At 62.0% G+C, this 23,508-nt stretch carries 19 protein-coding genes; 3 read left to right on the forward strand and 16 right to left on the reverse strand.

Annotation, left to right across the window (positions count from 1 at the left end):
• Positions 1–78: 78 nt before the first annotated feature.
• The 16 genes from dnaE to rpsB all read right to left on the reverse strand — a co-directional run bounded on the left by dnaE (position 79) and on the right by rpsB (position 18,365).
• Positions 79–3,603: a DNA polymerase III subunit alpha gene (dnaE, locus tag N805_RS16565; RefSeq protein WP_019472998.1), complete on the reverse strand. Its 3,525-nt coding sequence runs from the start codon at positions 3,601–3,603 to the stop codon at positions 79–81.
• Between the two features lie 177 nt (positions 3,604–3,780).
• The gene (gene rnhB, locus N805_RS16570; RefSeq protein WP_019472999.1) at positions 3,781–4,404 is read right to left on the reverse strand and encodes a ribonuclease HII; all 624 of its coding nucleotides are present in this window, start codon (positions 4,402–4,404) and stop codon (positions 3,781–3,783) included.
• Between the two features lies 1 nt (position 4,405).
• Complete coding sequence (gene lpxB / locus N805_RS16575; RefSeq protein ID WP_019473000.1) at positions 4,406–5,533, reverse strand: lipid-A-disaccharide synthase; 1,128 nt, start codon at positions 5,531–5,533, stop codon at positions 4,406–4,408.
• A 1-nt stretch (position 5,534) separates the two neighbouring features.
• A complete protein-coding gene (lpxA, locus tag N805_RS16580; protein ID WP_019473001.1) occupies positions 5,535–6,311 on the reverse strand; it encodes an acyl-ACP--UDP-N-acetylglucosamine O-acyltransferase in 777 nt (258 codons plus the stop codon).
• Positions 6,308–6,748 (reverse strand): 3-hydroxyacyl-ACP dehydratase FabZ, encoded by a 441-nt coding sequence (gene fabZ / locus N805_RS16585; RefSeq protein WP_008094893.1) that lies wholly within the window; start codon positions 6,746–6,748, stop codon positions 6,308–6,310. Before fabZ ends, lpxA begins: the two co-directional genes overlap by 4 nt.
• A 114-nt stretch (positions 6,749–6,862) precedes the next feature.
• Positions 6,863–7,918, reverse strand: a complete 1,056-nt coding sequence (gene lpxD / locus N805_RS16590) for a UDP-3-O-(3-hydroxymyristoyl)glucosamine N-acyltransferase (RefSeq protein ID WP_019473002.1) — start codon at positions 7,916–7,918, stop codon at positions 6,863–6,865.
• Between the two features lies 1 nt (position 7,919).
• Positions 7,920–8,423, reverse strand: a complete 504-nt coding sequence (locus tag N805_RS16595) for an OmpH family outer membrane protein (RefSeq protein WP_012270843.1) — start codon at positions 8,421–8,423, stop codon at positions 7,920–7,922.
• Positions 8,424–8,467: 44 nt separating this feature from the next.
• A complete protein-coding gene (gene bamA / locus N805_RS16600) occupies positions 8,468–10,831 on the reverse strand; it encodes an outer membrane protein assembly factor BamA (protein ID WP_028614169.1) in 2,364 nt (787 codons plus the stop codon).
• A gap of 73 nt (positions 10,832–10,904) precedes the next feature.
• On the reverse strand, positions 10,905–12,257 hold the full coding sequence (gene rseP / locus N805_RS16605; RefSeq protein WP_026034552.1) for an RIP metalloprotease RseP: 1,353 nt from the start codon (positions 12,255–12,257) through the stop codon (positions 10,905–10,907).
• 70 nt (positions 12,258–12,327) lie between these two features.
• A complete protein-coding gene (gene ispC / locus N805_RS16610) occupies positions 12,328–13,518 on the reverse strand; it encodes a 1-deoxy-D-xylulose-5-phosphate reductoisomerase (protein WP_019472220.1) in 1,191 nt (396 codons plus the stop codon).
• Positions 13,515–14,330: a phosphatidate cytidylyltransferase gene (locus N805_RS16615; RefSeq protein WP_019472221.1), complete on the reverse strand. Its 816-nt coding sequence runs from the start codon at positions 14,328–14,330 to the stop codon at positions 13,515–13,517. Before N805_RS16615 ends, ispC begins: the two co-directional genes overlap by 4 nt.
• Entirely contained in the window at positions 14,330–15,085 is a 756-nt protein-coding gene (uppS, locus tag N805_RS16620; RefSeq protein WP_019472222.1) for a polyprenyl diphosphate synthase, read from the reverse strand. Before uppS ends, N805_RS16615 begins: the two co-directional genes overlap by 1 nt.
• Positions 15,086–15,101: 16 nt before the next feature.
• Positions 15,102–15,659: a ribosome recycling factor gene (gene frr / locus N805_RS16625; RefSeq protein WP_019472223.1), complete on the reverse strand. Its 558-nt coding sequence runs from the start codon at positions 15,657–15,659 to the stop codon at positions 15,102–15,104.
• Positions 15,656–16,399 (reverse strand): UMP kinase, encoded by a 744-nt coding sequence (gene pyrH / locus N805_RS16630; RefSeq protein WP_009686950.1) that lies wholly within the window; start codon positions 16,397–16,399, stop codon positions 15,656–15,658. Before pyrH ends, frr begins: the two co-directional genes overlap by 4 nt.
• 179 nt (positions 16,400–16,578) lie before the next feature.
• Complete coding sequence (tsf, locus tag N805_RS16635) at positions 16,579–17,442, reverse strand: translation elongation factor Ts (RefSeq protein ID WP_016485208.1); 864 nt, start codon at positions 17,440–17,442, stop codon at positions 16,579–16,581.
• Positions 17,443–17,627: 185 nt separating this feature from the next.
• On the reverse strand, positions 17,628–18,365 hold the full coding sequence (rpsB, locus tag N805_RS16640; protein ID WP_016501167.1) for a 30S ribosomal protein S2: 738 nt from the start codon (positions 18,363–18,365) through the stop codon (positions 17,628–17,630).
• A gap of 345 nt (positions 18,366–18,710) precedes the next feature.
• On the opposite strand from rpsB, the gene map reads away from it, so the two are divergent.
• From map to dapC, 3 genes are read left to right on the forward strand one after another with little or no spacing between them, the layout of a single operon-like run.
• Positions 18,711–19,493 carry a type I methionyl aminopeptidase gene (gene map / locus N805_RS16645; protein ID WP_019472224.1) on the forward strand — a complete coding sequence of 261 codons (783 nt, stop codon included), beginning with the start codon at positions 18,711–18,713 and terminating at the stop codon, positions 19,491–19,493.
• A gap of 41 nt (positions 19,494–19,534) precedes the next feature.
• Positions 19,535–22,237 (forward strand): [protein-PII] uridylyltransferase, encoded by a 2,703-nt coding sequence (locus tag N805_RS16650; protein WP_019472225.1) that lies wholly within the window; start codon positions 19,535–19,537, stop codon positions 22,235–22,237.
• Between the two features lie 30 nt (positions 22,238–22,267).
• A complete protein-coding gene (gene dapC / locus N805_RS16655; RefSeq protein WP_019472226.1) occupies positions 22,268–23,464 on the forward strand; it encodes a succinyldiaminopimelate transaminase in 1,197 nt (398 codons plus the stop codon).
• The last annotated feature ends 44 nt before the right edge of the window (positions 23,465–23,508 follow it).

The following is a 23,508-nucleotide window of genomic DNA, read 5'->3' on the forward strand; positions in this document are numbered from 1 at the left end:
GGCCGGCCGGTTGATCCGTTTGGCGCCCTACCTTAAGGGATCAGGCGCATTCAGGTCGAGATTAAATTTTTTGTCGGTTCAACGATATTGCAGGAAGACGTTCTCACGCCCGAACTGGTCACGCAGCGCCTGAATCAGCCCGTCAGCCGGGTCGATCGACCACTGCTCACCGAACTGCAGCATGGCCTTGGCGTCGCTGCCGGTGTATTCCAGGGTGATCGGGCAAGCACCGCGATGGCGGGTGATCAGCTCGCCCAGCCACTTCAGCCGATCGCCCTTCAGCGCCTCGTGCGCCACCTTCAGGCGCAGGCTCTCGGCCAGCTTGGTGCGCGCGTCTTCCATGGTCATCACCTGCTTCACCCGCAGGCGCAGGCCCCCGGAGAAGTCATCGTTGCTGACCTCGCCTTCGACTACCACCATGGCATCGGCCTGCAGCAAAGACTGTGCCGCCATGAAGGAATCGGCGAACAAGGACGCCTCGATCCGCCCGGAGCGATCATCCAGGGTGACGAAGCCCATCTTGTCGCCCTTTTTGTTCTTCATCACCCGCAGGGCAATGATCATGCCGGCGATGGTCTGGGTTTCGCGCGACGGCTTGAGGTCGATGATGCGCTGGCGGGCAAAGCGGCGGATCTCGGCCTCGTACTCGTCGATCGGGTGGCCGGTGAGGTACAGGCCCAGGGTGTCCTTCTCGCCCTTCAGGCGCTCCTTGAGGGTGAGTTCGCGCACCTTGCGGTGGTTGGCATAGACGTCCACTTGCGCTTCATCGAACATGCTGCCAAACAGGTCGACATGGCCACTGTCCGCCGTATGGGCCGCCTGCTCGGCAGCCTTGATGGCTTCACCCAGCGCCGAGAGCAAGGTTGCACGGTTGATGTCGATGTTGGCCTGATAGGCCTTGATCTCATCATGGAAGTGCGGGCCCAGGCGGTCCAGGGCGCCGCTGCGCACCAGTGCGTCCAGGGTGCGCTTGTTGACCCGCTTGAGGTCGATGCGCTCGCAGAAATCGAACAGGTCCTTGAACGGGCCACCCTCGGCACGCGCCTCGACGATCGCTTCCACCGGGCCTTCGCCGACGCCCTTGATGGCGCCCAGGCCATAGACGATACGGCCGTCGTTATTGACGGTGAACTTGAAGTCGGAGAAGTTCACGTCCGGCGCGTCGAGGCGCAGCTTCATGCTGCGCACCTCTTCGACCAGCACCACCACCTTGTCGGTGTTGTGCATATCCGCCGACAGCACGGCAGCCATGAACGGCGCCGGGAAGTGGGTTTTCAGCCAGGCCGTCTGGTAGGACACCAGGCCATAGGCGGCGGAGTGGGATTTGTTGAAGCCATAACCCGCAAACTTTTCTACCAGGTCAAAGATGTTACCGGCCAGGTCGGCATCGATGCCGTTGTTGGCGCAACCCTCGATGAAGCCACCACGCTGCTTGGCCATTTCCTCGGGTTTTTTCTTACCCATGGCCCGGCGCAGCATGTCTGCACCACCGAGGGTGTAGCCCGCCATCACCTGGGCGATCTGCATCACCTGTTCCTGGTACAGGATGATGCCATAGGTAGGCGCCAGCACCGGCTGCAGGCCGTCATACTGGTAATCCGGGTGCGGATAGGCCAGCTCGGCGCGGCCGTGTTTGCGGTTGATGAAGTCGTCCACCATGCCCGACTGCAGCGGGCCTGGGCGGAACAGCGCCACCAGTGCGATAAGGTCCTCGAGGCAGTCGGGCTTGAGCTTCTTGATCAGCTCCTTCATGCCCCGGGATTCAAGCTGGAATACCGCAGTGGTTTCGGCTTTTTGCAGTAGCTCGTAAGTCTTGCGGTCATCCAGCGGGATGAAGTCGATGTTGAGATCTGGCAGGTTTTTCTTGGCCTGCTCGCGGTTGATGATCTCCATCGCCCACTTGATGATGGTCAGGGTCCGCAGGCCGAGGAAGTCGAACTTGACCAGGCCGGCGGCCTCGACGTCGTCCTTGTCGAACTGGGTTACCAGGCCGCCACCCTCTTCGTCACAGGCGATCGGTGAAAAATCGGTAAGCTTGGTCGGCGCGATAACCACACCACCGGCGTGCTTGCCGGTACCCCGGGTGACGCCTTCCAGCTTCAGCGCCATGTCCCAGATTTCGCGGGCATCCTCGTCGCCCTTGAGGAAGTCGCGCAGGATTTCTTCCTGCTCGTAGGCCTTCTCCAGGGTCATGCCCACTTCGAACGGGATCATCTTCGACAGGCGGTCGGCCAGGCCATAGGACTTGCCCTGCACCCGCGCCACGTCACGCACTACCGCCTTGGCGGCCATGGTACCAAAGGTGATGATCTGGCTGACGGCATTGCGCCCGTAGGCATCGGCCACGTATTCGATTACCCGATCCCGGCCGTCCATGCAGAAGTCGACGTCGAAGTCGGGCATGGAAACACGTTCAGGGTTGAGGAAGCGCTCGAACAGCAAGTCGTAGGCCAACGGGTCGAGGTCGGTGATCTTCAGCACGTAGGCCACCAGCGAGCCCGCACCTGAACCACGGCCAGGCCCGACCGGTACCCCGTTGTTCTTGGCCCACTTGATGAAGTCCATCACGATCAGGAAGTAACCGGGGAAGCCCATCTGGATGATGATGTCCAGCTCGAACTTCAGGCGGTCCAGGTAAACCTGGCGCTTCTCTTCGTAATTGGGTGTGGTGTCTTTCGGCCACAACACCGCCAGGCGCTCTTCCAGGCCTTCGTGGGACACATGCCGCAGGTAGTCGTCAATGCCCATACCGTTCGGCGTGGGGAAGTCGGGCAGGAAGTGCTTGCCCAGTTGCACCTGGATGTTGCAGCGCTTGGCGATCTCGACGGTATTGGCGATGGCATCGGGCAGGTCGCTGAACAGCTCGGCCATTTCCTCGGCCGATTTCAGGTACTGCTGATCACTGTAGCCACGCGGCCGGCGCGGGTCATCAAGGGTCCAGCCCTCGCCAATGCACACGCGGGTTTCGTGTGCGTCGAAGTCCGCCTGCTTGATGAAACGCACGTCGTTGGTGGCCACCAGCGGGGCGCCAAACCTGTCGGCCAGGGCCACCGCCGCGTGCACGTATTCTTCGTCGCGGGCGCGGTTGGTGCGCTGTACTTCAACGTAGAAGCGCTCGGGGAACATACCCATCCAGTCTTGCAGCAGGGCCTGGGCTTCTTCGTCCCGGCCGGACAACAAGGCCATGCCGATATCGCCTTCCTTGCCCGCCGACAGGGCAATCAGGCCCTCGCTGGCGGGGGCGATCCATTCACGCTGAAGGATGACCAGGCCGTTGCGCTGGCCTTCGGTCCAGCCACGCGAGATCAACTCGGTGAGGTTGCGGTAACCCTTGGCGTCCATGGCCAGGAAGCAGATGCGTGACAGCGGGGCTTCCGGGTCGGCACCGGCCAGCCACAGGTCGGCACCACAGATCGGCTTGATGCCCGCGCCCATGGCGGTCTTGTAGAACTTCACCAGCGAGCACATGTTGCTCTGGTCGGTGATCGCCACCGCCGGCATGTTCATCCCGGCCAGCGCCTTGGCCAGCGGTTTGATCCGCACCAGGCCGTCGACCAGCGAGAATTCGGAGTGGACGCGCAGGTGAACGAAGGGAACCGACATGGAAGATCCTGTAGCAGTGCTTAACGACAAGGGCGGGATTGTAGCTTAAATGGGCGGGGATTTTGGGGCTGCTTCGCAGCCCTTCGCGGGCACGCCCGCTCCCACAGGGATATCATCGCCCTCAGGAACGGCGCTGCACCTGTGGGAGCGGGCGTGCCCGCGAAGGGCCCTGACAGGTCAGATCAGAGAATCGGTGACGCCTTCGCGTGCTTCCCAGGCCGCACGCACCGGGGCAAAGGAACGCCGATGAATAGGCGTAGGCCCCAACCGCGCCAACGCTTCAAGGTGCACCGGGGTCGGGTAACCCTTGTGCCCGCCAATGCCATACCCTGGGTAGATCAGCTCGAACGCGCTCATCTCACGGTCACGGCTTACCTTGGCCAGGATCGAGGCAGCCGCAATAGCCGGCACCTGGCTATCGCCTTTGACCACCGGCGACGCCGGTACGGCCAGCTTCGGGCAACGGTTGCCATCGATCAGGGCCAGCTTGGGGGTTATGTGCAGGCCTTCCACCGCACGCTGCATGGCCAACATCGTGGCCTGCAGGATGTTCAGGCGGTCGATCTCCTCGACCTCTGCACGGGCGATGCAGAAACTCAGGGCCTTTTCACAGATCTCGTCGAACAACGCCTCGCGCTTGGCTTCGGTGAGTTTCTTCGAGTCGTTCAGGCCGAGGATCGGGCGCGCCGGATCAAGGATCACCGCCGCCGTCACCACTGCGCCGCACAGCGGGCCGCGGCCCACTTCGTCAACGCCGGCGACCAGGTCTTCGACCAGGTTGAAGTCCAGTCCAATTTGCATGTCAGCGGTCCTTGAGCAAGGCCAGTACCGCCTCGGCCGCCTGGTTGGAGGCGTCACGGCGCAGGGTGCGGTGTATTTCATCGAAACGTTCGGTCTGCTGGCTGCCATCGCGTACCAGTGGCGCAAGCGTGTTGGCCAGGGCATCGCTGGTGGCGGCGTCCTGCAACAGTTCGGGCACCAGTTCGCGCTGGGCGAGCAGGTTCGGCAATGACACGTATGGGCTCTTTACCAGGCGCTTGAGGATCCAGTAGGTCAACGGCGCCAGACGGTAGGCCACCACCATTGGCCGCTTGTACAGCAACGCTTCAAGGGTGGCTGTACCCGAAGCGATCAAGACCGCATCACAGGCCGCCAGCGCCTGGTGCGACTGACCATCGAGCAGGGTCAGCGGTAGCTGGCGCCCTTCGAGCATCTGTTCAACCTGGGCACGCCGTGCGGCATTGGCACAGGGCAGCACGAACTGCACGCCCGGCACCTGCTGCTGCAGGCGTTCGGCGGCGTCGAGGAACAACGCCCCCAGGCGCCCTACTTCGCCGCCCCGGCTGCCGGGCATCAGCGCAACCACCGGCCCCTCGCCCAGGCCAAGCGCAGCACGTGCTGCCGGGCGATCGGCTTCAAGCGGTATGGTGTCGGCCAGCGGGTGACCGACAAAGCGCACCGGCACGCCCTGCTCTTCATAGAACCGCGCCTCGAACGGCAGCAGCGTCAGCATCAGGTCGCAGCCTTCGCGAATCTTCAACACACGCTTCTGCCGCCAGGCCCAGACAGACGGGCTGACGTAGTGCACGGTCTTGATCCCGACCTGCCGCAGTTTCAGTTCGATGTTGAGGGTGAAGTCCGGGGCGTCGATACCGATGAAGACATCCGGCTTTGCGTCGATCAGTGTCTGGATCAGCAGCTTGCGGCGTTTGAGCAGCTCGCGCAGGCGCCCCAGCACTTCGACCAGGCCCATGACCGCCAGGCGCTCCATGGGGAAGTACGATTGCAGGCCTTCGGCTTCCATCAAAGGGCCGCCAACGCCAATGAAACGTACATCGGGGTGGCGTGCCTTGAGGGCACGCATCAAGCCTGAACCCAGAATATCGCCGCTGGCCTCACCTGCGACCAAGGCTACGCAAAGCGGGGCCATGTCAGCGGGTGATGCCGCGGGCGGAGTTCACGATCGACTGACGGAACAGGTCGACCTCAGGGTGTTTCGCCGCCATTTCGGCCAGTTCCTTGAGCGCGTCTTCGACGGTCAGGCCCTGACGATAGACAATCTTGTAGCAACGGCGCAGCACGTGGATCACCTCGTCGCTGAAACCGCGGCGGCGCATGCCTTCGAAGTTCATGCTGCGGGCTTCGGCCGGGCTGCCGAACACGGTGACGAAGGCCGGGACGTCCTTGCCGATTGCCGTGCCCATGCCGGAAAACGCGTGGGCACCGATATGGCAGTACTGATGCACCAGCGTGTAGCCGGACAGGATCGCCCAGTCACCCACGTGCACATGGCCGGCCAAGGCCGTGTTGTTGACCAGGATGCAGTGGTTGCCGATGACGCTGTCGTGGCCGATGTGGGCATAGGCCATGATCAGGTTGTGATCGCCTACGGTGGTTTCCGCACGGTCCTGAACGGTGCCGCGGTGGATGGTCACCCCTTCGCGGAACACATTATGATCGCCGATCACCAGGCGCGTCGGCTCACCCTTGTACTTGAGGTCCGGGGTATCTTCACCAATCGAGGAAAACTGAAAGATACGGTTGTGCTTGCCGATACGGGTCGGCCCTTTGAGCACAACATGCGGGCCGATAACGGTACCCTCCCCGATTTCCACATCGGGGCCAACGATCGACCAAGGGCCGACCTCGACACCATCGGCCAGCTTGGCCGACGGGTCGATAATGGCCCGAGGATCAATCGAATTCATAGGGAGCGTTCCGCGCATGTGATCTGTGCCGAGCAAACCGGCTTGCCGTCGACCAGGGCGCGGCACTCGAACTTCCAGATCATGCTCTTGCGGCTGAGGAACTTGGCTTCCAGCACCAACTGGTCACCCGGCAATACCGGCTGACGGAAACGCAGCTTGTCGGAGCCGACGAAGTAGTACAGGGTGCCATCAGCCGGCTTGGCATCGAGCATCTTGAAACCGAGGATGCCGGCCGCCTGAGCCATGGCTTCAATGATCAAAACGCCCGGCATGATAGGGTGCGCCGGGAAATGGCCGTTGAAGAACGGCTCGTTGATGCTGACATTCTTGTAGGCACGAATGCTCTGGGCCTCGAAGTCCAGATCCGTCACCCGGTCCACCAGCAGGAACGGGTAACGGTGAGGCAGGTATTCGCGAATCTCGTTGATGTCCATCATTTCGGGGGGGAAGCCTGTAATAAGAATAGGGAGCGCAGGTGCTGAACACACGCTCCTTTAGCAATCCAAAGAGGAGCCAGCTAGCGACTGTTCACTCTTGCTCAGGGAATGGTATCAGCCTTCTGATGTCGGCAGGCCACCTGAGGTCACGGTATCGACGCGTTTTTCCAGCTGCTGAAGACGCTTGGCCATGTCATCCAGCTGGCGGATACGCGCAGCGCTCTTGCGCCAGTCAGCCAAAGGCTGCATGGCTGTGCCGGATGAATAGGAACCGGGTTCAGTGATCGAACGGGTTACCATCGTCATCCCGGAAACAAATACGTTATCGCAAATATCAATGTGCCCTACCAGGCCCACGCCCCCGGCCAGCATGCAATGCTTGCCGATGCGCGTACTGCCGGAAATGCCCACACAAGCGGCCATTGCCGTGTGGTCACCGATCTGCACGTTGTGGGCGATCTGGATCTGGTTGTCGAGCTTGACCCCGTCGCCGATCCGCGTGTCGGACAGCGCACCACGGTCAACCGCAGTATTGACGCCGATTTCCACGTCGTCACCGATGGTCACGCCACCGATCTGGGCAATCTTGCGCCACACACCTTTCTCGTTGGCAAAGCCGAAGCCTTCACCACCGATAACGGCACCCGACTGGATGACCACGCGCTTGCCGATGGTCACGTCATGGTACAGCGTGACCCGCGGGGCAAGCCAACCACCTTCACCGATCACGCAACGCGCACCGACCACGCAATGAGCACCCACGGTGACATTGGCGTCGACACGCGCACCGCTTTCGATGACCGCGAACGGCCCGATGCTGGCGCTCGCATCCACCTGAGCGTCCCCTGCCACCACGGCGCTGGGATGAATACCCGCCACAGCCTTGGGTTTGGGGTCGAACAGGTGGGAGATGCGTGCGTAGGCCAGGTACGGATCGGCGACGATCAGTGCATTGCCGGCAAAGCCTTCGGCATCCGCAGCCTTCAGCAATACCGCAGCGGCCTGGCTTTCATCCAGGAATTTGCGGTATTGCGGGTTGGCGAGGAAGCTCAATTGACCGGGGCCAGCCTCCTGCAAGGTGGCCAGCCCGGTAATCTGCATCCCCTCGGGCCCCTTGAGGGTGGCACCGAGGGCCTCGGCCAGCTGGCCTAGCGTCATGGTCACACTCATATCAACGGGCTTGGTTCATGCGCTCGATGACCTGGCGGGTGATGTCGTACTGAGGCTTGACATCGATGACCGCACCACGCTCGAGGACCAGGTCGAAACCGCCCTTCTTGATCACTTCCTCAACAGCGCCATCCAGCTTCGGCTTCAGTTGCTTGAGCATGTCGCGGTCAGCAACGGCTTTGGCTTCGTTCAGTTCCTTGGACTGGAACTGGAAGTCACGGGCCTTTTGCTTGAACTCGAGCTCCAGGCGCTCACGCTCCTGCTGCTGCATCTTGTCGCCGCCCTTGATCAGACGGTCCTGAATGCCCTTGGCGCTGCTTTCCAGGCTTTTCAGCTTGGTCAGTTGCGGACCGAACTTCTTCTCGGCATCAACCGCGTATTTCTTGGCGGCATCCGACTCGAGCAGGGCCATCTGATAGTTCAGGACGGCAACCTTCATTTCGGCGAACGCCGGGGTGGCGACCAGCGCCGCGGCCACTACGGCCAGTTGAGCCAATTTACGCACGATGCACTCCTGGATAAACCGTTGTCATTAAGCAGGGGCCGACCTTAGAAGGTCTGGCCCAGAGAGAATTGGAACACCTGGGTATCGGCATCGTCCGGCTTCTTGACCGGCATTGCCAGGCTGAAGCTCAGCGGGCCCAGTGCGGTAATCCAGGTCACACCCAGGCCGACCGAACTGGCCATGCCCGAGAAGCCGACCTTTTCGCAATCAGGCTTGTTACCGCAATTGGTGTCGAACACGTTACCCACATCCCAGAACACGGAGGTGCGCAGCGAACGCTGGTCCTTGACGAACGGCAGCGGGAACAGCAACTCGACGCCACCTTGCACCAGCACGTTACCACCGAACGGCAACGGATCCTGATCCGGGTCGGCGATGGTGCCAGGTTTGCCTCCTGGGTTGCCTTCACCGCGGCTCGGGGTGCTGCGCGGGCCCAGGCTGCTGTCCTTGAAGCCACGCACGGAGTTGAAGCCACCTGCGAAGTAGTTCTCGTAGAACGGCAGGCCCGAAGTACTGCCATAACCATCACCATAGCCCAGCTCGGTGTGCAGGCGCAGGGTGTAGTCGTTGCTGATCGGCTGGAACAGCTGGCCACGGTAGTCGAGCTTGAAGAACGACAGGTCGCTGCCCGGAATCGTGGATTCCAGGGTCAGGCTTTGCGAGTGACCACGGGTGGCCAGCACGCCTTTGTTCAGGGTCGACTCGGACCAGCCGATCGAGGCCTTGAAGTTCAGGAAGTTGTCGCCCTCCTGGTCGAGGAAGTCGAAGATCTCGTCGACGGTGTACTTGCCGGTCTTGATCTTGTCCTGCTGCACGCTCAGGCCGTAGGTCAGGCGCGAGGTTTCGCTGATCGGGTAGCCCAGGCTCACACCGGCACCGTAGCTGTCCACCGCATAGCTGGCCACGTCGACGTCAAGGTCGTCGTAGTCGGTGCTGCGGTAGAAGGCGTTGTAGCCCAGGCTGACGCCATCGGCAGTGAAGTAGGGGTCCACGAAGCCGAAGTTGTAGCGGGTCTGGTATTCCGAACGGGTCAGGCCGATGGACACCTTGTTACCGGTACCGAGGAAGTTGCTCTGGCTGATCGAACCACCGAGGATCAGGCCGGCGCTCTGGGCGAAACCGACGCTGGCGGTGATCGAGCCGGAGGCTTGCTCTTCGACGCTGTAGTTGACGTCGACCTGGTCGTCAGTGCCTGGCACTGGCGGGGTCTCGACGTTGACTTCCTTGAAGAAGCCCAGGCGCTCCAGACGGGTCTTGGACTGGTCGATCAGGTAGGTCGAAGCCCAACCGCCTTCCATCTGGCGCATTTCGCGACGCAGCACTTCGTCTTCGGTCTTGGTGTTGCCGCGGTAGTTGATGCGGTTGACGTAGGCACGCTTGCCCGGGTCGACCACGAACATGATGTCGACCGTGTGGTCTTCATCGTTGGGCTGCGGCACACCGTTGACGTTGGCGAAGGTGTAGCCTTCGTTACCCAGGCGACGGGTGATCAGCTCGGAGCTGGTGGTCATCACCTTGCGCGAGAACACCTGGCCCGGCTGCACCAGCAGCAGCGACTTGACCTGGTCTTCCGGCACTTTCAGGTCACCGGACAACTTCACGTCGCGAACGGTGTACTTCTCGCCTTCGTTGATGTTGACGGTGATGTAGACGTGTTTCTTGTCTGGCGTGATGGACACCTGGGTGGAAGCGATGTCCATGTTGATGTAGCCGCGGTCCAGGTAGTAGGAGCGCAGGCGCTCCAGGTCACCGGACAGTTTCTCGCGGGCATACTTGTCGTCGTTCTTGAAGAACGACAGCCAGTTGGTGGTCTTCAGCTCGAACAGCTGCCCCAGGGTTTCATCGTCGAACACGTTGTTGCCAACGATGTTGATGTGCTGGATGGCAGCGACGGTGCCTTCGTTGATCTTGATCTTCAGCGCCACACGGTTGCGCGGCTGCGGTACCACTTCGGCGTCAACCTCGGCCGAGTAGCGGCCCTGGGCCACGTACTGGCGCTGCAGCTCGTTACGCACGCCTTCAAGGGTGGCACGCTGGAAGATCTCGCCTTCGGCCAGGCCCGATTGCTTGAGGCCCTTCATCAGGTCTTCGGTGCTGATCGCCTTGTTGCCTTCGATCTCGATGCTCGACACCGACGGGCGCTCGACCACGTTGATGATCAGCACATTGCCATCGCGGTTCAGCTGGATGTCCTGGAAGAACCCGGTCTTGAACAGGGAACGGGTCGAGTCCACCAGGCGGCGGTCATCGGCCTGGTCACCGACGTTCAGCGGCAAGGCACCGAAGACACTGCCAGCGGAAACCCGCTGCAGGCCGTTGACGCGAATATCGGAGATGGTGAAGGACTCGGCGTGAACTTCAGCGATCATCAGTGCGGACATGACCGCAGTTAGCAGCAGACGTTTCATGAAGTCCTTTTATTCCAACTGGCAATAAACAACCCGCCGCGAAAAGGCGGCAGGTTCGCAATTGAGCGAAGCTTTATAGTCGACCCAGATCGTTGATCAGGGCGAGCAACATCACCCCTATGACCAAACTGATACCGATCTGGACCCCCCAACCTTGCACCCGATCTGACAGCGGACGACCGCGCGCCAACTCGACCAGGTAAAACAGCAAATGCCCCCCATCCAGTACCGGGATGGGCAGCAAGTTAAGAACCCCCAGGCTTATGCTCAGGTAGGCCAGGAAATTCAGGAAATCCCCCACGCCGGACTGGGCTGAAGCGCCCGCCACTTTAGCAATGGTTATCGGTCCACTCAAGTTTTTTACCGAGAGCTCCCCGAACAGCATTTTCTTCAGCGATTCAAGGGTCAGCACGCTCATGTTCCAGGTACGGGACAAGCCCTCACCCACCGCCTCGAGCGGGCCGTAGCTGATTTCGCGGAGCATGCTGGCAGGCCATTCGCCACCTTTTACCCCGGCGCCAAGATAGCCACCGGCAGCCTTGCCCTCACCCTTGCGTGCCAGGGTCACCGGCACCTCCAGGGCATCGCCGTCGCGCTCCACACGCACCACCACTTTGGCATCGGGGCGGGCACGCACGCTGTCGACCACCTGCTGCCATTCCGTCACCGGCACGCCATCGACGCTCAGCAGCTTGTCGCCTGTCTTGAGGCCCGCAGCGGCAGCCGGCCCCTTCGGATCAATCTCGGCCAGCACCGGGACCATCGCCGGGCGCCAAGGGTGCAGCCCCAAGGACTGGATAGGGTCTGGCTCGTCAGCGCCCTTGAGCCAGCTGTCCAGCTTGACCTGCAGTTGGCGCTCGGCCGTGGCGCCTTCGTCGCGCACGCCAACCTGCAACGTGCCGCTTTCGCCCAGGCGACGAACCAGCTGCAGGTTGACCGCCGACCAACCGTTGGTCGGCTTGCCGTCGATAGAAACGATTTCCTGACCTGCGGTCAGCCCGGCCGATGCTGCCAGGCTGCCAGCATCGACCGTACCGATTACCGGGCGGACCTGCTGGGTACCCAGCATCGCCAGCACCCAGAAGAACAGGATGGCCAGCAGGAAGTTGGCAATCGGGCCCGCTGCGACAATCGCGATACGCTGGCCCACGGACTTGCGGTTGAACGACTGATCAGCCAGCGCAGGCGGTACATCGCCCTCGCGCTCGTCGAGCATCTTCACGTAGCCGCCCAGCGGAATGGCTGCGACCACAAATTCGGTGCCATGGCGGTCATGCCAGCGCAGCAGCGGCGTGCCGAAGCCCACCGAGAAGCGCAGCACCTTGACGCCGCAGCGGCGTGCCACCCAGAAGTGGCCGAATTCATGAAAGGTGACCAGCACACCCAAAGCCACGAGGGTGCCGATAATCATGTAGAGCGCTGTCATGTCCATCTCCGAATGATGTTCAGCGGGCCGGCATCATGCCAGCCCCCTCAGGAACCTGGGCGGGCTTGCATCAGCGACCGTGACGCCTCAGCCACTCACGGGAAAGCTCCCGGGCACGCTGGTCGGCGGCGAACACCGCGTCCAGCGACGGCAGCGGCACGACGGGCTCCTGATCGAGCACCTGTTCGATCATACCCGCGATCTCCGGGAAGCGGATACGCCGCTCGAGAAATGCCTCCACCGCCACCTCGTTGGCCGCATTGAGTACGGCGGGTGCGCTGTTGCCGGCCTCGGCAGCCTGCCGCGCCAGGCGCAGGCAAGGGAAGCGCTGTTCGTCGGGTGCCTGGAAATCCAGACGGGCGATGGCGAACAGGTCCAGCGGGGCCACCCCGGAGTCGATGCGCTCAGGCCACGCCAGGGCATTGGCGATCGGCGTGCGCATGTCCGGATTACCCAGCTGCGCCAGCACCGAGCCGTCCACATAATCGACCAGGGAGTGAATGACACTTTGTGGGTGCACCACCACCTCGACCTTGGCCGGCGCGGCATCGAACAACCAGCAGGCCTCGATCAGCTCGAGCCCCTTGTTCATCATGCTGGCCGAATCCACGGAAATCTTGCGCCCCATGGACCAGTTGGGATGAGCACAGGCTTGCTCCGGCGTCACGTCCAGCAGCGCCTCGACCGGCGTTTCGCGGAACGGGCCACCGGAAGCCGTCAGCAGAATCCGACGCACGCCAACCGCGCTCAGGCCGCGAGCGTAGTCGCCGGGCATGCACTGGAAGATCGCATTGTGCTCGCTATCGATCGGCAACAATACGGCGCCGCTGCGCCGCACTGCCTCGATGAACAGCGCACCGGACATCACCAGGGCTTCCTTGTTGGCCAGCAACACTTTTTTGCCCGCCTCCACGGCAGCCAAGGTGGGGCGCAGGCCGGCGGCACCGACAATCGCCGCCATCACTGCATCCACTTCCGCTGCCGAAGCCACCTGGCAAAGCCCGGCCTCGCCTTCCAGCACCTCGGTGGCGCAGCCGGCAGCCGCCAGGGTTTCGCGCAGCCGCACGGCCGCCTCGGTACTCGGCACCACAGCGAACGCCGGGCGATGGCGCACGCACAGGGCCAGCAACTCGTCGATGCGCGAATACCCGCTGAGGGCGAACACCTGGTAGCGATCGGGATGGCGCGCGATCACATCCAGCGTGCTCAGGCCGATGGAGCCGGTGGCCCCAAGTACGGTAATACGCTGCGGGCGGCTCACATCACACCCCATTCGGCAGCCCACAACAACACGGCGAAAATCGGGATCGCTGCTGTAAGGCTGTCAATGCGGTCGAGTACACCACCATGGCCGGGCAGCAGATTACTGCTGTCCTTGATACCGGAACGGCGCTTGAACATGCTCTCTGTCAGGTCACCGACCACCGAGGACATGACCAGCAGCGCGGCGCCCAGCAGGCCCAGCAGGATCTGACCGAAACCCCAGTCGCGACTGATGCCGACCGCCAAGGTAATGGCCAGGCTCACCGCCAGGCCGCCATACACGCCTTCCCAGCTCTTGCCCGGGCTGACCTGCGGGGCCAGCTTGCGCTTGCCGAAGGCCCTGCCAGAGAAGTAAGCGCCAATATCGGCGGCCCATACCAGCACCATGACCGACAGGATCAGCCAATTGCCCAGCGGCCAGTGCTTGAGCAGCACCAGCCCCTGCCAGGCAGGCAGCAATACCAGCAGGCCGATCAGCAACCGGCAGGCGGCACTGGCCCACAACTCGCTGCTACGCGGGTAGGTAAGCACCAGCCAGGTGGCCAGCCCCCACCAGATCACCGCTGCACCCAGCACCCAGGGCGCCAGTTCCGGAAGGATGTACAGCAACATCAGCGCGCCAGCGACCACCGCGGCATAGGCGATACGCAGCGGCTGGGCCATCAACCCGGCCAGGCGCGCCCACTCCCAGGCGCCAAGGGTCACCACGAAGCCGATGAACAGGGCGAAATCCCCGCCGTTGAGCAGGAAGAAGCCACCCAGCGCGATCGGCAGCAGGATCAGCGCAGTAATGATGCGTTGTTTAAGCATTAAGCACGAGCTCCAGCCTCGACCTGCTCGCTGGTCTTACCGAAGCGGCGCTGGCGCGAAGCGAAATCGGCCAGGGCATTGCGCATGGCCTCGTGTTTGAAGTCCGGCCAGTACAGGTCGGAGAAGTACAGCTCGGCGTAGGCCAGCTGCCACAACAGGAAATTGCTGATGCGGTGCTCGCCACCGGTGCGAATGCACAGGTCCGGCAACGGTAGCTCGCCGGTTGCCAGGCAGGTCTGCAGCAGGCCCGGGGTGATGTCTTCCGGACGCAGGTGCCCGGCTTGCACTTCACGCGCCAGCCGCTGTGCGGCCTGGGCGATGTCCCACTGGCCACCGTAGTTGGCCGCGATCTGCAGGATGAAGCGGTTGTTGCCGGCGGTCAGTGCCTCGGCCTCGCGCATGGCAGCCTGCAGCTCGGGATGGAAGCGCGAGCGGTCACCGATGATGCGCAAGCTGATGTTGTTCTCGTTGAGGCGCTTGGCCTCGCGACGCAGCGCCTTGAAGAACAGGTCCATAAGGGCACTGACTTCGTCCGCCGGTCGCTGCCAGTTCTCACTGGAGAACGCAAAAAGCGTGAGCACCTCGACCTTCGCGTCGGCGCACACTTCGATCACGGCGCGCACCGCATCGACACCCGCTTTATGCCCGGCAACCCCGGGCATAAAGCGCTTCTTCGCCCAGCGATTATTCCCATCCATGATGATTGCCACGTGACGCGGCACCACGGAGGGCACAGTCTGCTTGGTCTTTTCCATGAAGGCGTCCTGACCCTTAGATGGCCATCAGGTCCTTTTCTTTTGCTTCAGTGGCCTTGGCGATTTGCGCCTCGACATCCTTGATCAGCTTGTCGATGTCAGCACTGGCACGACGCTCTTCGTCTTCACTGATTTCCTTGTCCTTGGACAGCTTCTTCAGGTCACCCAAGGCGTCACGACGAATGTTGCGCACGGCTACGCGCGCATCTTCGGCCGCAGCGCGAGCCTGCTTGGTGAAGCCCTTGCGGGTTTCTTCAGTCAGCGGGGGCATATTGACCAGCAGCAACTCGCCCAGGTTGGTGGGATTGAGATTCAAGCCGGCGCTGCCGATGGCCTTGTCGATGGCGCCCAGCATGTTGCGCTCGAAAGGCACCACTTGCAGGGTCTGGTTGTCCTTGACGGTCACGTTGGCTACGCTGGTCAGCGGGGTGTCGGAGCCATAATAAGGCACCATCACGCTGCCCAGAACGCTCGGGTGCGCCTTGCCGGTGCGGATTTGGCCAAATGCGTGGATCAGCGAATCCAGCGACTTTTGCATGCGTGCCTGGGCGTCTTTCTTAATTTCGTTGATCATTTTTGAACTTCCTCGATCAGGGTTCCTTCCGCGCCGCCGTGCACGATGTTCAGCAGGGCGCCGGGCTTGTTCATATTGAAGACGCGCAGCGGCATCTTATGGTCGCGGCAAAGACAGATTGCCGTCAGATCCATCACACCCAGCTTGCGATCCAGCACTTCATCGTAGGTCAGATGATCGAACTTCTCGGCATGCGGGTCCTTGAATGGATCTGCAGTGTATACACCATCGACCTTGGTTGCCTTCAATACCACGTCGGCATCGATTTCGATGGCGCGCAGGCAGGCAGCGGAGTCGGTGGTGAAGAACGGGTTGCCGGTACCGGCAGCAAAAATTACGACTTCTTTGGCGTTCAGGTGGCGCATGGCTTTGCGGCGATCATAGTGATCGGTCACGCCAACCATGGAAATAGCCGACATGACGATGGCGGTAATGTTCGCCCGCTCCAGCGCGTCGCGCATGGCCAGGGCGTTCATTACGGTCGCCAGCATGCCCATATGGTCGCCGGTGACGCGGTCCATGCCGGCTGCACTGAGCGCCGCACCACGGAACAGGTTGCCACCGCCGATTACCAGACCTACCTGAACACCGATGCCGACCAGTTGGCCGACTTCCAGCGCCATGCGATCCAGGACTTTGGGATCGATCCCGAACTCTTCCGAGCCCATCAGGGCCTCGCCGCTAAGTTTGAGTAGAATGCGTTTATAGCGAGCCTGATGACCACTGCCCTGCTGAGCCATTGCGAATCTCTCCTGCGGCGTTTGTAAAAAATTCTGGCGGGCTGCTTGAGCCTGCATGTAACTCTAACGTGACGCAGCGACTGCGTCAGCGAGCGACGGTCTCGTAAACCGCTCCCGCTTTGACAAAGAGGCTGCGCGCGTGAGCGGGCAGCCTCTTTGGGGCGACAGACGGGGCTGTCTTACTGCTTGGCAGCAGCTACCTGAGCGGCAACTTCAGCAGCGAAGTCGTCGACTGGCTTCTCGATGCCTTCACCGACTTTGAAGTAGGTGAACGAAACGATTTCAGCGCCGGCTTTCTTGGCCAGCTCGCCAACCTTGACTTCTGGGTTCATGACGAAAGCTTGCTCTTTCAGCGAAGCTTCGGCCTTGAACTTGGTGATACGGCCGTTGATCATGTTCTCAACGATGTTTTCCGGCTTGCCGGCGATCTTGTCGGCGTTCAGCTGCAGGAAGACATTCTTCTCGCGCTCGATGGCCTCGGCGGAGATTTCCGACGAATCCAGGAACTCAGGGTTCGACGCTGCAACGTGCATGGCGATGTTCTTCGCCAGCTCGACGTCACCGCCTTTCAGAACGACGACAGCGCCGATCTTGTTGCCGTGCAGGTAGGCACCAACAACGTCACCCTCAACGCGCACCAGGCGACGGATGTTGACGTTTTCGCCACACTTGGCAACCAGGGCTTCACGAGCAGCTTCACGCGAGGCGATCAGCGGAGCAGCGTCGGTCAGCTTCTGGGCGAAGGCTTCTTCAAGGCTTTCGGCAACGAAGTTCTTGAAGTCGTCTTGCAGGGCCAGGAAGTCGGTCTGCGAGTTCACTTCCAGCAGAACGGCGGATTTACCGTCGGTCTTGACGGCGATAGCGCCTTCAGCAGCGACGTTGCCAGCCTTTTTGGCGGCCTTGATGGCGCCCGAGGCACGCATGTCGTCAATGGCTTTTTCGATGTCGCCGCCAGCCTTTTCCAGGGCTTTCTTGCAATCCATCATGCCTTCGCCAGTACGCTCGCGCAGTTCTTTTACCAGCGCTGCAGTAATTGCTGCCATTTCAAAATCCTCTTGGAAAGTTTTTCAACCATTCCACCCGCTCGACACGGGCGTTAAATTCTGCGAATCCGCTGTTGTTGTCTCAGCCAACCCATAATGCGGGGCCCATGCTGACAGCAGGATTTCAAGGTGGCAAAAAGGGGGCAAAGCCCCCTTTTTGCGTGCCAAGTAGACGCTAGCGCCTATTACTCAGCAGCAGGTGCAGCCGCTTCTTCAACATAGACTTCGGTGCCGCCAGCAACGTTGTTGCGGCCGCGGATGATGGCGTCGGCCATCGAAGTCATGTACAGCTCGATGGCGCGGATGGCGTCGTCGTTGCCTGGGATGATGTAGTCAACACCTTCCGGGCTGCTGTTGGTATCGACAACGCCGATAACCGGGATGCCCAGCTTGTTAGCTTCGGTGATAGCAATGCGCTCGTGATCAACGTCGATCACGAACAGGGCATCAGGCAGACCGCCCATGTCCTTGATACCACCCAGGCTGCGGTCCAGCTTTTCCAGATCGCGCGAACGCATCAGGGCTTCTTTCTTGGTCAGCTTGGCAAAGGTGCCATCTTCGGCCTGGGTTTCCAGGTCGCGCAGACGCTTGATCGAAGCACGGATGGTTTTGTAGTTGGTCAGCATGCCGCCCAACCAGCGGTGGTCAACGTATGGCGAACCGGCACGAGCAGCTTGCTCGGCGACGATCTTGCCGGCGGAACGCTTGGTGCCGACGAACATGATCTTGTTCTTGCCCTGGGCCAGACGCTCTACGAAAGCCAGAGCTTCGTTGAACATTGGCAGGGTTTTTTCCAGGTTGATGATGTGGATCTTGTTACGCGCGCCGAAAATGTACTTGCCCATTTTCGGGTTCCAGTAACGGGTCTGGTGGCCGAAGTGCACACCGGCCTTCAGCATATCGCGCATGTTGACTTGGGACATGATAGTTCCTTGATAAGTCGGGTTGGGCCTCCACGCATCCCAATGACCAACCCGCAAATTCGAAAATCCGGGGCACCCAGGTCATCGTGTCGACACGTGTGTGGGTTTAAGCTCACGGGGTCGTCCCCGAAAGCGGCGCATGTTATACCACAGACCGCGAGCGAACGAAACCCGAATGAGGTTGCGTCTGTCAGCGGTTTTTGCAGCGCCCCGCCAAACAGGCCAGAATGCCTCCTGTAGACAGCAGCATGGCCGCCTTTATCCCGACAGAATGCCGCCCTGCTCTGCTAGAATCCGGCCTTTCCCGTTTGTTCGCGCCGCGTGCGGCGCCGTAGAGAGCCTGTAATGACCGTCAACATCAAGACCGCAGAAGACATCGAGAAGATGCGCATCGCCGGCCGCCTGGCCGCCGAGGTGCTGGAAATGATCGAAGAGCACGTCAAGCCCGGTGTTACCACCGAAGCGCTCGACCGCCTGTGCCACGACTATATCGTCAACGTCCAGCAGGCCATCCCGGCGCCGCTCAACTACAAGGGCTACCCGAAGTCGATCTGCACCTCGATCAACCATGTGGTCTGCCACGGCATCCCCAACGACAAGCCGCTCAAGGACGGTGATACGCTGAACATCGACGTCACCGTGATCAAGGACGGCTACCACGGCGATACCAGCCGCATGTTCCACGTGGGCAACGTGCCGGTGTGGGCCGAGCGCCTGTCCAAGGTTACCCAGGAGTGCATGTACAAGGCCATCGAGCTGGTCAAGCCGGGGTGCCGCCTGGGCGATATCGGCGAAGTGATCCAGAAGCATGCGGAAAAGAACGGCTTCTCGGTGGTACGCGAGTTCTGCGGCCACGGCATCGGCAAGGTGTTCCACGAAGAGCCGCAGATCCTGCACTACGGCCGCGCCGGCACCGGCATGGAGCTTAAAGAAGGCATGACCTTCACCATCGAGCCGATGATCAACCAGGGCAAGGCCGACACCAAGGTGCTGGGCGACGGCTGGACCGCCATCACCAAGGACCGCAAGCTCTCGGCCCAGTGGGAACACACCCTGGTGGTGACCGCGACCGGCTACGAGATCTTCACCCTGCGCAAGGACGACACCATCCCGCGCACTTCGGCCTGACCGCACTGGGCCAGGCCACCCGACGACAGGAACGTGACGCGATGCCCCAGGTGGACCCCGAGCTGTTCGATCGCGGCCAGTTCCAGGCGGAACTGGCCCTAAAGGCGAGCCCCATCGCCGCCTTCAAGAAAGCCATCCGCCAGGCCGGCGAGGTGCTCGACAAGCGTTTTCGCAGTGGCGGCGATATCCGCCCGTTGATCGAAGCCCGCGCCTGGCTCGTCGACAATATCCTGCAACAGGCGTGGAACCAGTTCGACTGGGGCGACCAGCAGGGCATCGCCCTGGTCGCGGTGGGTGGCTACGGGCGTGGTGAACTGCACCCGCATTCAGACATCGACCTGCTGATTTTGCTGGGCGCCGCCGAGCACGAGCAGTACCGCGACGCCATCGAGCGTTTTCTCACCCTGCTGTGGGACATCGGCCTGGAAGTGGGCCAGAGCGTGCGCACCGTCGACGAGTGTGCCGAACAGGCCCGCGCCGACCTGACGGTAATCACCAACCTGATGGAAAGCCGCACCATTGCCGGGCCCGAAGCCCTGCGCCAGCGCATGCTGGAGGTGACCAGCACCGCGCACATGTGGCCGAGCAAAGACTTCTTCCTGGCCAAGCGCGCCGAACTCAAGGCCCGCCACCACAAGTACAACGACACCGAGTACAACCTCGAGCCTAACGTCAAGGGCTCGCCCGGTGGCCTGCGCGACATCCAGACGGTGCTCTGGGTGGCCCGCCGCCAGTACGGCACCCTGAACCTGCACGCACTGGCCGGCGAAGGTTTCTTGCTGGAAAGCGAAAACGAGCTGCTGGCCTCGTCTCAGGATTTTCTGTGGAAGGTGCGCTACGGCCTGCACATGCTGGCCGGTCGCGCCGAGGACCGCCTGCTGTTCGACCACCAGCGCAGCCTCGCCGCGCTGCTGGGCTACAGCGACGACAACCCCAAGCGGGCTATCGAGCAGTTCATGCAGCAGTACTACCGGGTGGTGATGAGCATCAGCCAGCTGTGCGACCTGATCATCCAGCACTTCGAAGAGGTCATCCTCGCCGACGAAGACAGCGGCACCACTCAGCCGCTGAATGCACGCTTCCGCCTGCATGACGGCTATATCGAAGCAGCCAAGCCGAACGTGTTCAAGCGCACACCGTTCGCCATGCTGGAAATCTTCGTGCTGATGGCGCAGCACCCTGAAATCAAAGGCGTGCGCGCCGATACGGTGCGCCTGCTGCGTGAGCACCGGCACCTGATCGACGACACCTTCCGCACCGATATCCGCAACACCAGCCTGTTCATCGAGCTGTTCAAGTGCGAAATCGGCATCCATCGCAACCTGCGCCGGATGAACCGCTACGGCATCCTTGGCCGCTACCTGCCGGAGTTCGGCCTGATCGTCGGGCAGATGCAGCACGACCTGTTCCACATCTATACGGTCGATGCGCACACCCTCAACCTCATCAAGCACCTGCGCAAGCTGCAGTACACGCCGGTGTCCGAAAAATTCCCGCTGGCCAGCAAGCTGATGGGGCGCCTGCCCAAGCCCGAGCTGATCTACCTGGCCGGCCTGTACCACGACATCGGCAAAGGTCGCCAGGGCGACCATTCCGAGCTGGGCGCGGTGGATGCGCAGAAGTTCTGCGAGCGCCACCAGTTGCCGGCCTGGGACAGCCGGCTGATCGTCTGGCTGGTGCAAAACCACCTGGTGATGTCGACCACCGCCCAGCGCAAGGACTTGTCCGACCCGCAGGTGATCAACGACTTTGCCCTGCACGTGGGCGACGAGACGCGCCTGGACTACCTGTACGTGCTGACCGTGGCCGACATCAATGCCACCAACCCCAGCCTGTGGAACTCGTGGCGGGCCAGCCTGCTGCGCCAGCTCTACAGCGAGACCAAGCGCGCCCTGCGCCGCGGGTTGGAAAACCCGCTGGACCGCGAAGAGCAGATCCGCCAGACCCAGTCTTCGGCACTGGATATCCTCGTGCGCGAAGGCACCGACCCCGACGACGTCGAGCAGCTATGGTCGCAACTGGGCGATGACTACTTCCTCAAGCACACCGCCGCCGACGTGGCCTGGCACACGGATGCGATCCTGCAGCAACCGGCCGATGGCGGGCCGCTGGTGCTGATCAAGGAAACCACCCAACGCGAGTTCGAAGGCGGCACGCAGATCTTCATCTATGCCCCCGACCAGCACGACTTCTTCGCCGTTACGGTGGCGGCCATGTCGCAGCTCAACCTGAACATCCATGACGCGCGGATCATCACGTCGAGCAGCCAGTTCACCCTCGACACCTACATCGTGCTGGACAACGACGGCGGCTCGATCGGCGACAACCCGCAGCGGGTCAAGCAAATTCGCGACGGCCTGACCGAAGCGCTGCGCAACCCCGAAGACTACCCGGCCATCATTCAGCGCCGGGTGCCGCGCCAGCTCAAGCACTTCGATTTCCCGCCGCAGGTGACCATCCTCAACGATGCCCAGCGGCCGGTGACCATCCTCGAAATCACCGCACCGGATCGCCCAGGCCTGCTGGCCCGGCTGGGGCGCATTTTCCTGGAGTTCGACCTGTCGCTGCAGAATGCCAAGATCGCCACCCTCGGCGAACGGGTGGAAGACGTGTTCTTCATCACCGATGCCGACAATCAGCCGCTGTCCGACCCGCAGCTGTGCAGCCGCCTGCAGGAAGCCATCGTGCAGCAGCTACAAGCCGGCCAAGGTAGCGATACCAGCCCCACCCGCGTGACCTTTTAACGATTAGACGATTGACGAGACCTTGCGCCGATGAACCATGCCTTGACCCAGCTTCAGCCCTACCCGTTCGAAAAGCTCCGCGCCCTGCTGGCCAGCGTGAAGCCTGCGGCGGACAAACGCGCCATTGCCCTGTCGATCGGTGAGCCGAAGCACGAATCACCGGCGTTCGTCGCCCAGGCGATGGCCGACAACCTCGACAAGTTGGCAGTCTACCCCAGCACCATCGGCCTCCCGGCCCTGCGCCAGGCCATCGGCCAGTGGTGCGAGCGGCGTTTTGGCGTACCGGCCGGCTGGCTGGACGCCGACCGCCACATCCTGCCGGTCAATGGCACCCGTGAAGCGCTGTTTGCCTTCACCCAGGCGGTGGTCAACCGTGCCGACGACGGCCTGGTAGTCAGCCCCAACCCGTTCTACCAGATCTACGAAGGCGCAGCGCTGCTGGCCGGGGCTACCCCGCACTACCTGCCGTGCCTGGAAAGCAACGGTTTCAACCCCGATTTCGACGCCGTGCCGGCCGAAGTGTGGAAGCGCTGCCAGATCCTGTTCCTGTGCTCGCCGGGCAACCCCACCGGTGCGTTGGTGCCGATGGCCACCCTGAAAAAGCTGATTGCCCTGGCTGACGAACACGACTTTGTGATCGCCGCCGACGAGTGCTACAGCGAGCTGTACTTCGACGAGGATGCGCCACCACCGGGCCTGCTGACCGCCTGCGCCGAGCTTGGCCGTAGCGATTTTGCGCGCTGCGTGGTGTTCCACAGCCTGTCCAAGCGCTCCAACCTGCCGGGCCTGCGCTCGGGCTTCGTGGCTGGCGATGCCAAGATCATCAAGCCGTTCCTGCTGTACCGCACCTACCATGGCTGTGCCATGCCGGTGCAAACCCAACTGGCCAGCATTGCCGCCTGGCAGGACGAGGCGCACGTACGCGAGAACCGCGACCAGTACCGCGCCAAGTACGATGCCGTGCTGGACATCCTGCAGCCGGTGCTGGACGTGCAGCGCCCGGATGGCAGCTTCTACCTGTGGGCCAAGGTGCCGGGCTGTGATGCCGAGTTCACCCGCGACCTGTTCGAGGCCCAGCATGTGACCGTGGTACCGGGGTCGTACCTGTCGCGTGAGGTGGATGGTGTAAACCCCGGTGCCGGGCGCGTGCGCATGGCGCTGGTGGCACCGCTGGCCGAATGCATCGAGGCGGCAGAGCGGATTCGCGCCTTCCTGCAAAACCGCTGATTCAGCAATGCTTTAATTCTGTGCAGAACCTGTGGGAGCGGGTT

The sequence above is a fragment of the Pseudomonas putida S13.1.2 genome (genome assembly GCF_000498395.2).
GTDB lineage: Bacteria > Pseudomonadota > Gammaproteobacteria > Pseudomonadales > Pseudomonadaceae > Aquipseudomonas > Aquipseudomonas putida_Q.

Bases quoted from the DNA above. Each gene is read 5' to 3' on its own strand.
- dnaE (WP_019472998.1), bottom strand. From the start codon at position 3,603: ATGTCGGTTCCCTTCGTTCACCTGCGCGTCCACTCCGAATTCTCGCTG.
- rnhB (WP_019472999.1), bottom strand. From the start codon at position 4,404: ATGCAAATTGGACTGGACTTCAACCTGGTCGAAGACCTGGTCGCCGGC.
- lpxB (WP_019473000.1), bottom strand. From the start codon at position 5,533: ATGGCCCCGCTTTGCGTAGCCTTGGTCGCAGGTGAGGCCAGCGGCGAT.
- lpxA (WP_019473001.1), bottom strand. From the start codon at position 6,311: ATGAATTCGATTGATCCTCGGGCCATTATCGACCCGTCGGCCAAGCTG.
- fabZ (WP_008094893.1), bottom strand. From the start codon at position 6,748: ATGATGGACATCAACGAGATTCGCGAATACCTGCCTCACCGTTACCCG.
- lpxD (WP_019473002.1), bottom strand. From the start codon at position 7,918: ATGAGTGTGACCATGACGCTAGGCCAGCTGGCCGAGGCCCTCGGTGCC.
- bamA (WP_028614169.1), bottom strand. From the start codon at position 10,831: ATGAAACGTCTGCTGCTAACTGCGGTCATGTCCGCACTGATGATCGCT.
- rseP (WP_026034552.1), bottom strand. From the start codon at position 12,257: ATGACAGCGCTCTACATGATTATCGGCACCCTCGTGGCTTTGGGTGTG.
- N805_RS16615 (WP_019472221.1), bottom strand. From the start codon at position 14,330: ATGCTTAAACAACGCATCATTACTGCGCTGATCCTGCTGCCGATCGCG.
- uppS (WP_019472222.1), bottom strand. From the start codon at position 15,085: ATGGAAAAGACCAAGCAGACTGTGCCCTCCGTGGTGCCGCGTCACGTG.
- frr (WP_019472223.1), bottom strand. From the start codon at position 15,659: ATGATCAACGAAATTAAGAAAGACGCCCAGGCACGCATGCAAAAGTCG.
- pyrH (WP_009686950.1), bottom strand. From the start codon at position 16,399: ATGGCTCAGCAGGGCAGTGGTCATCAGGCTCGCTATAAACGCATTCTA.
- tsf (WP_016485208.1), bottom strand. From the start codon at position 17,442: ATGGCAGCAATTACTGCAGCGCTGGTAAAAGAACTGCGCGAGCGTACT.
- rpsB (WP_016501167.1), bottom strand. From the start codon at position 18,365: ATGTCCCAAGTCAACATGCGCGATATGCTGAAGGCCGGTGTGCACTTC.
- map (WP_019472224.1), top strand. From the start codon at position 18,711: ATGACCGTCAACATCAAGACCGCAGAAGACATCGAGAAGATGCGCATC.
- N805_RS16650 (WP_019472225.1), top strand. From the start codon at position 19,535: ATGCCCCAGGTGGACCCCGAGCTGTTCGATCGCGGCCAGTTCCAGGCG.
- dapC (WP_019472226.1), top strand. From the start codon at position 22,268: ATGAACCATGCCTTGACCCAGCTTCAGCCCTACCCGTTCGAAAAGCTC.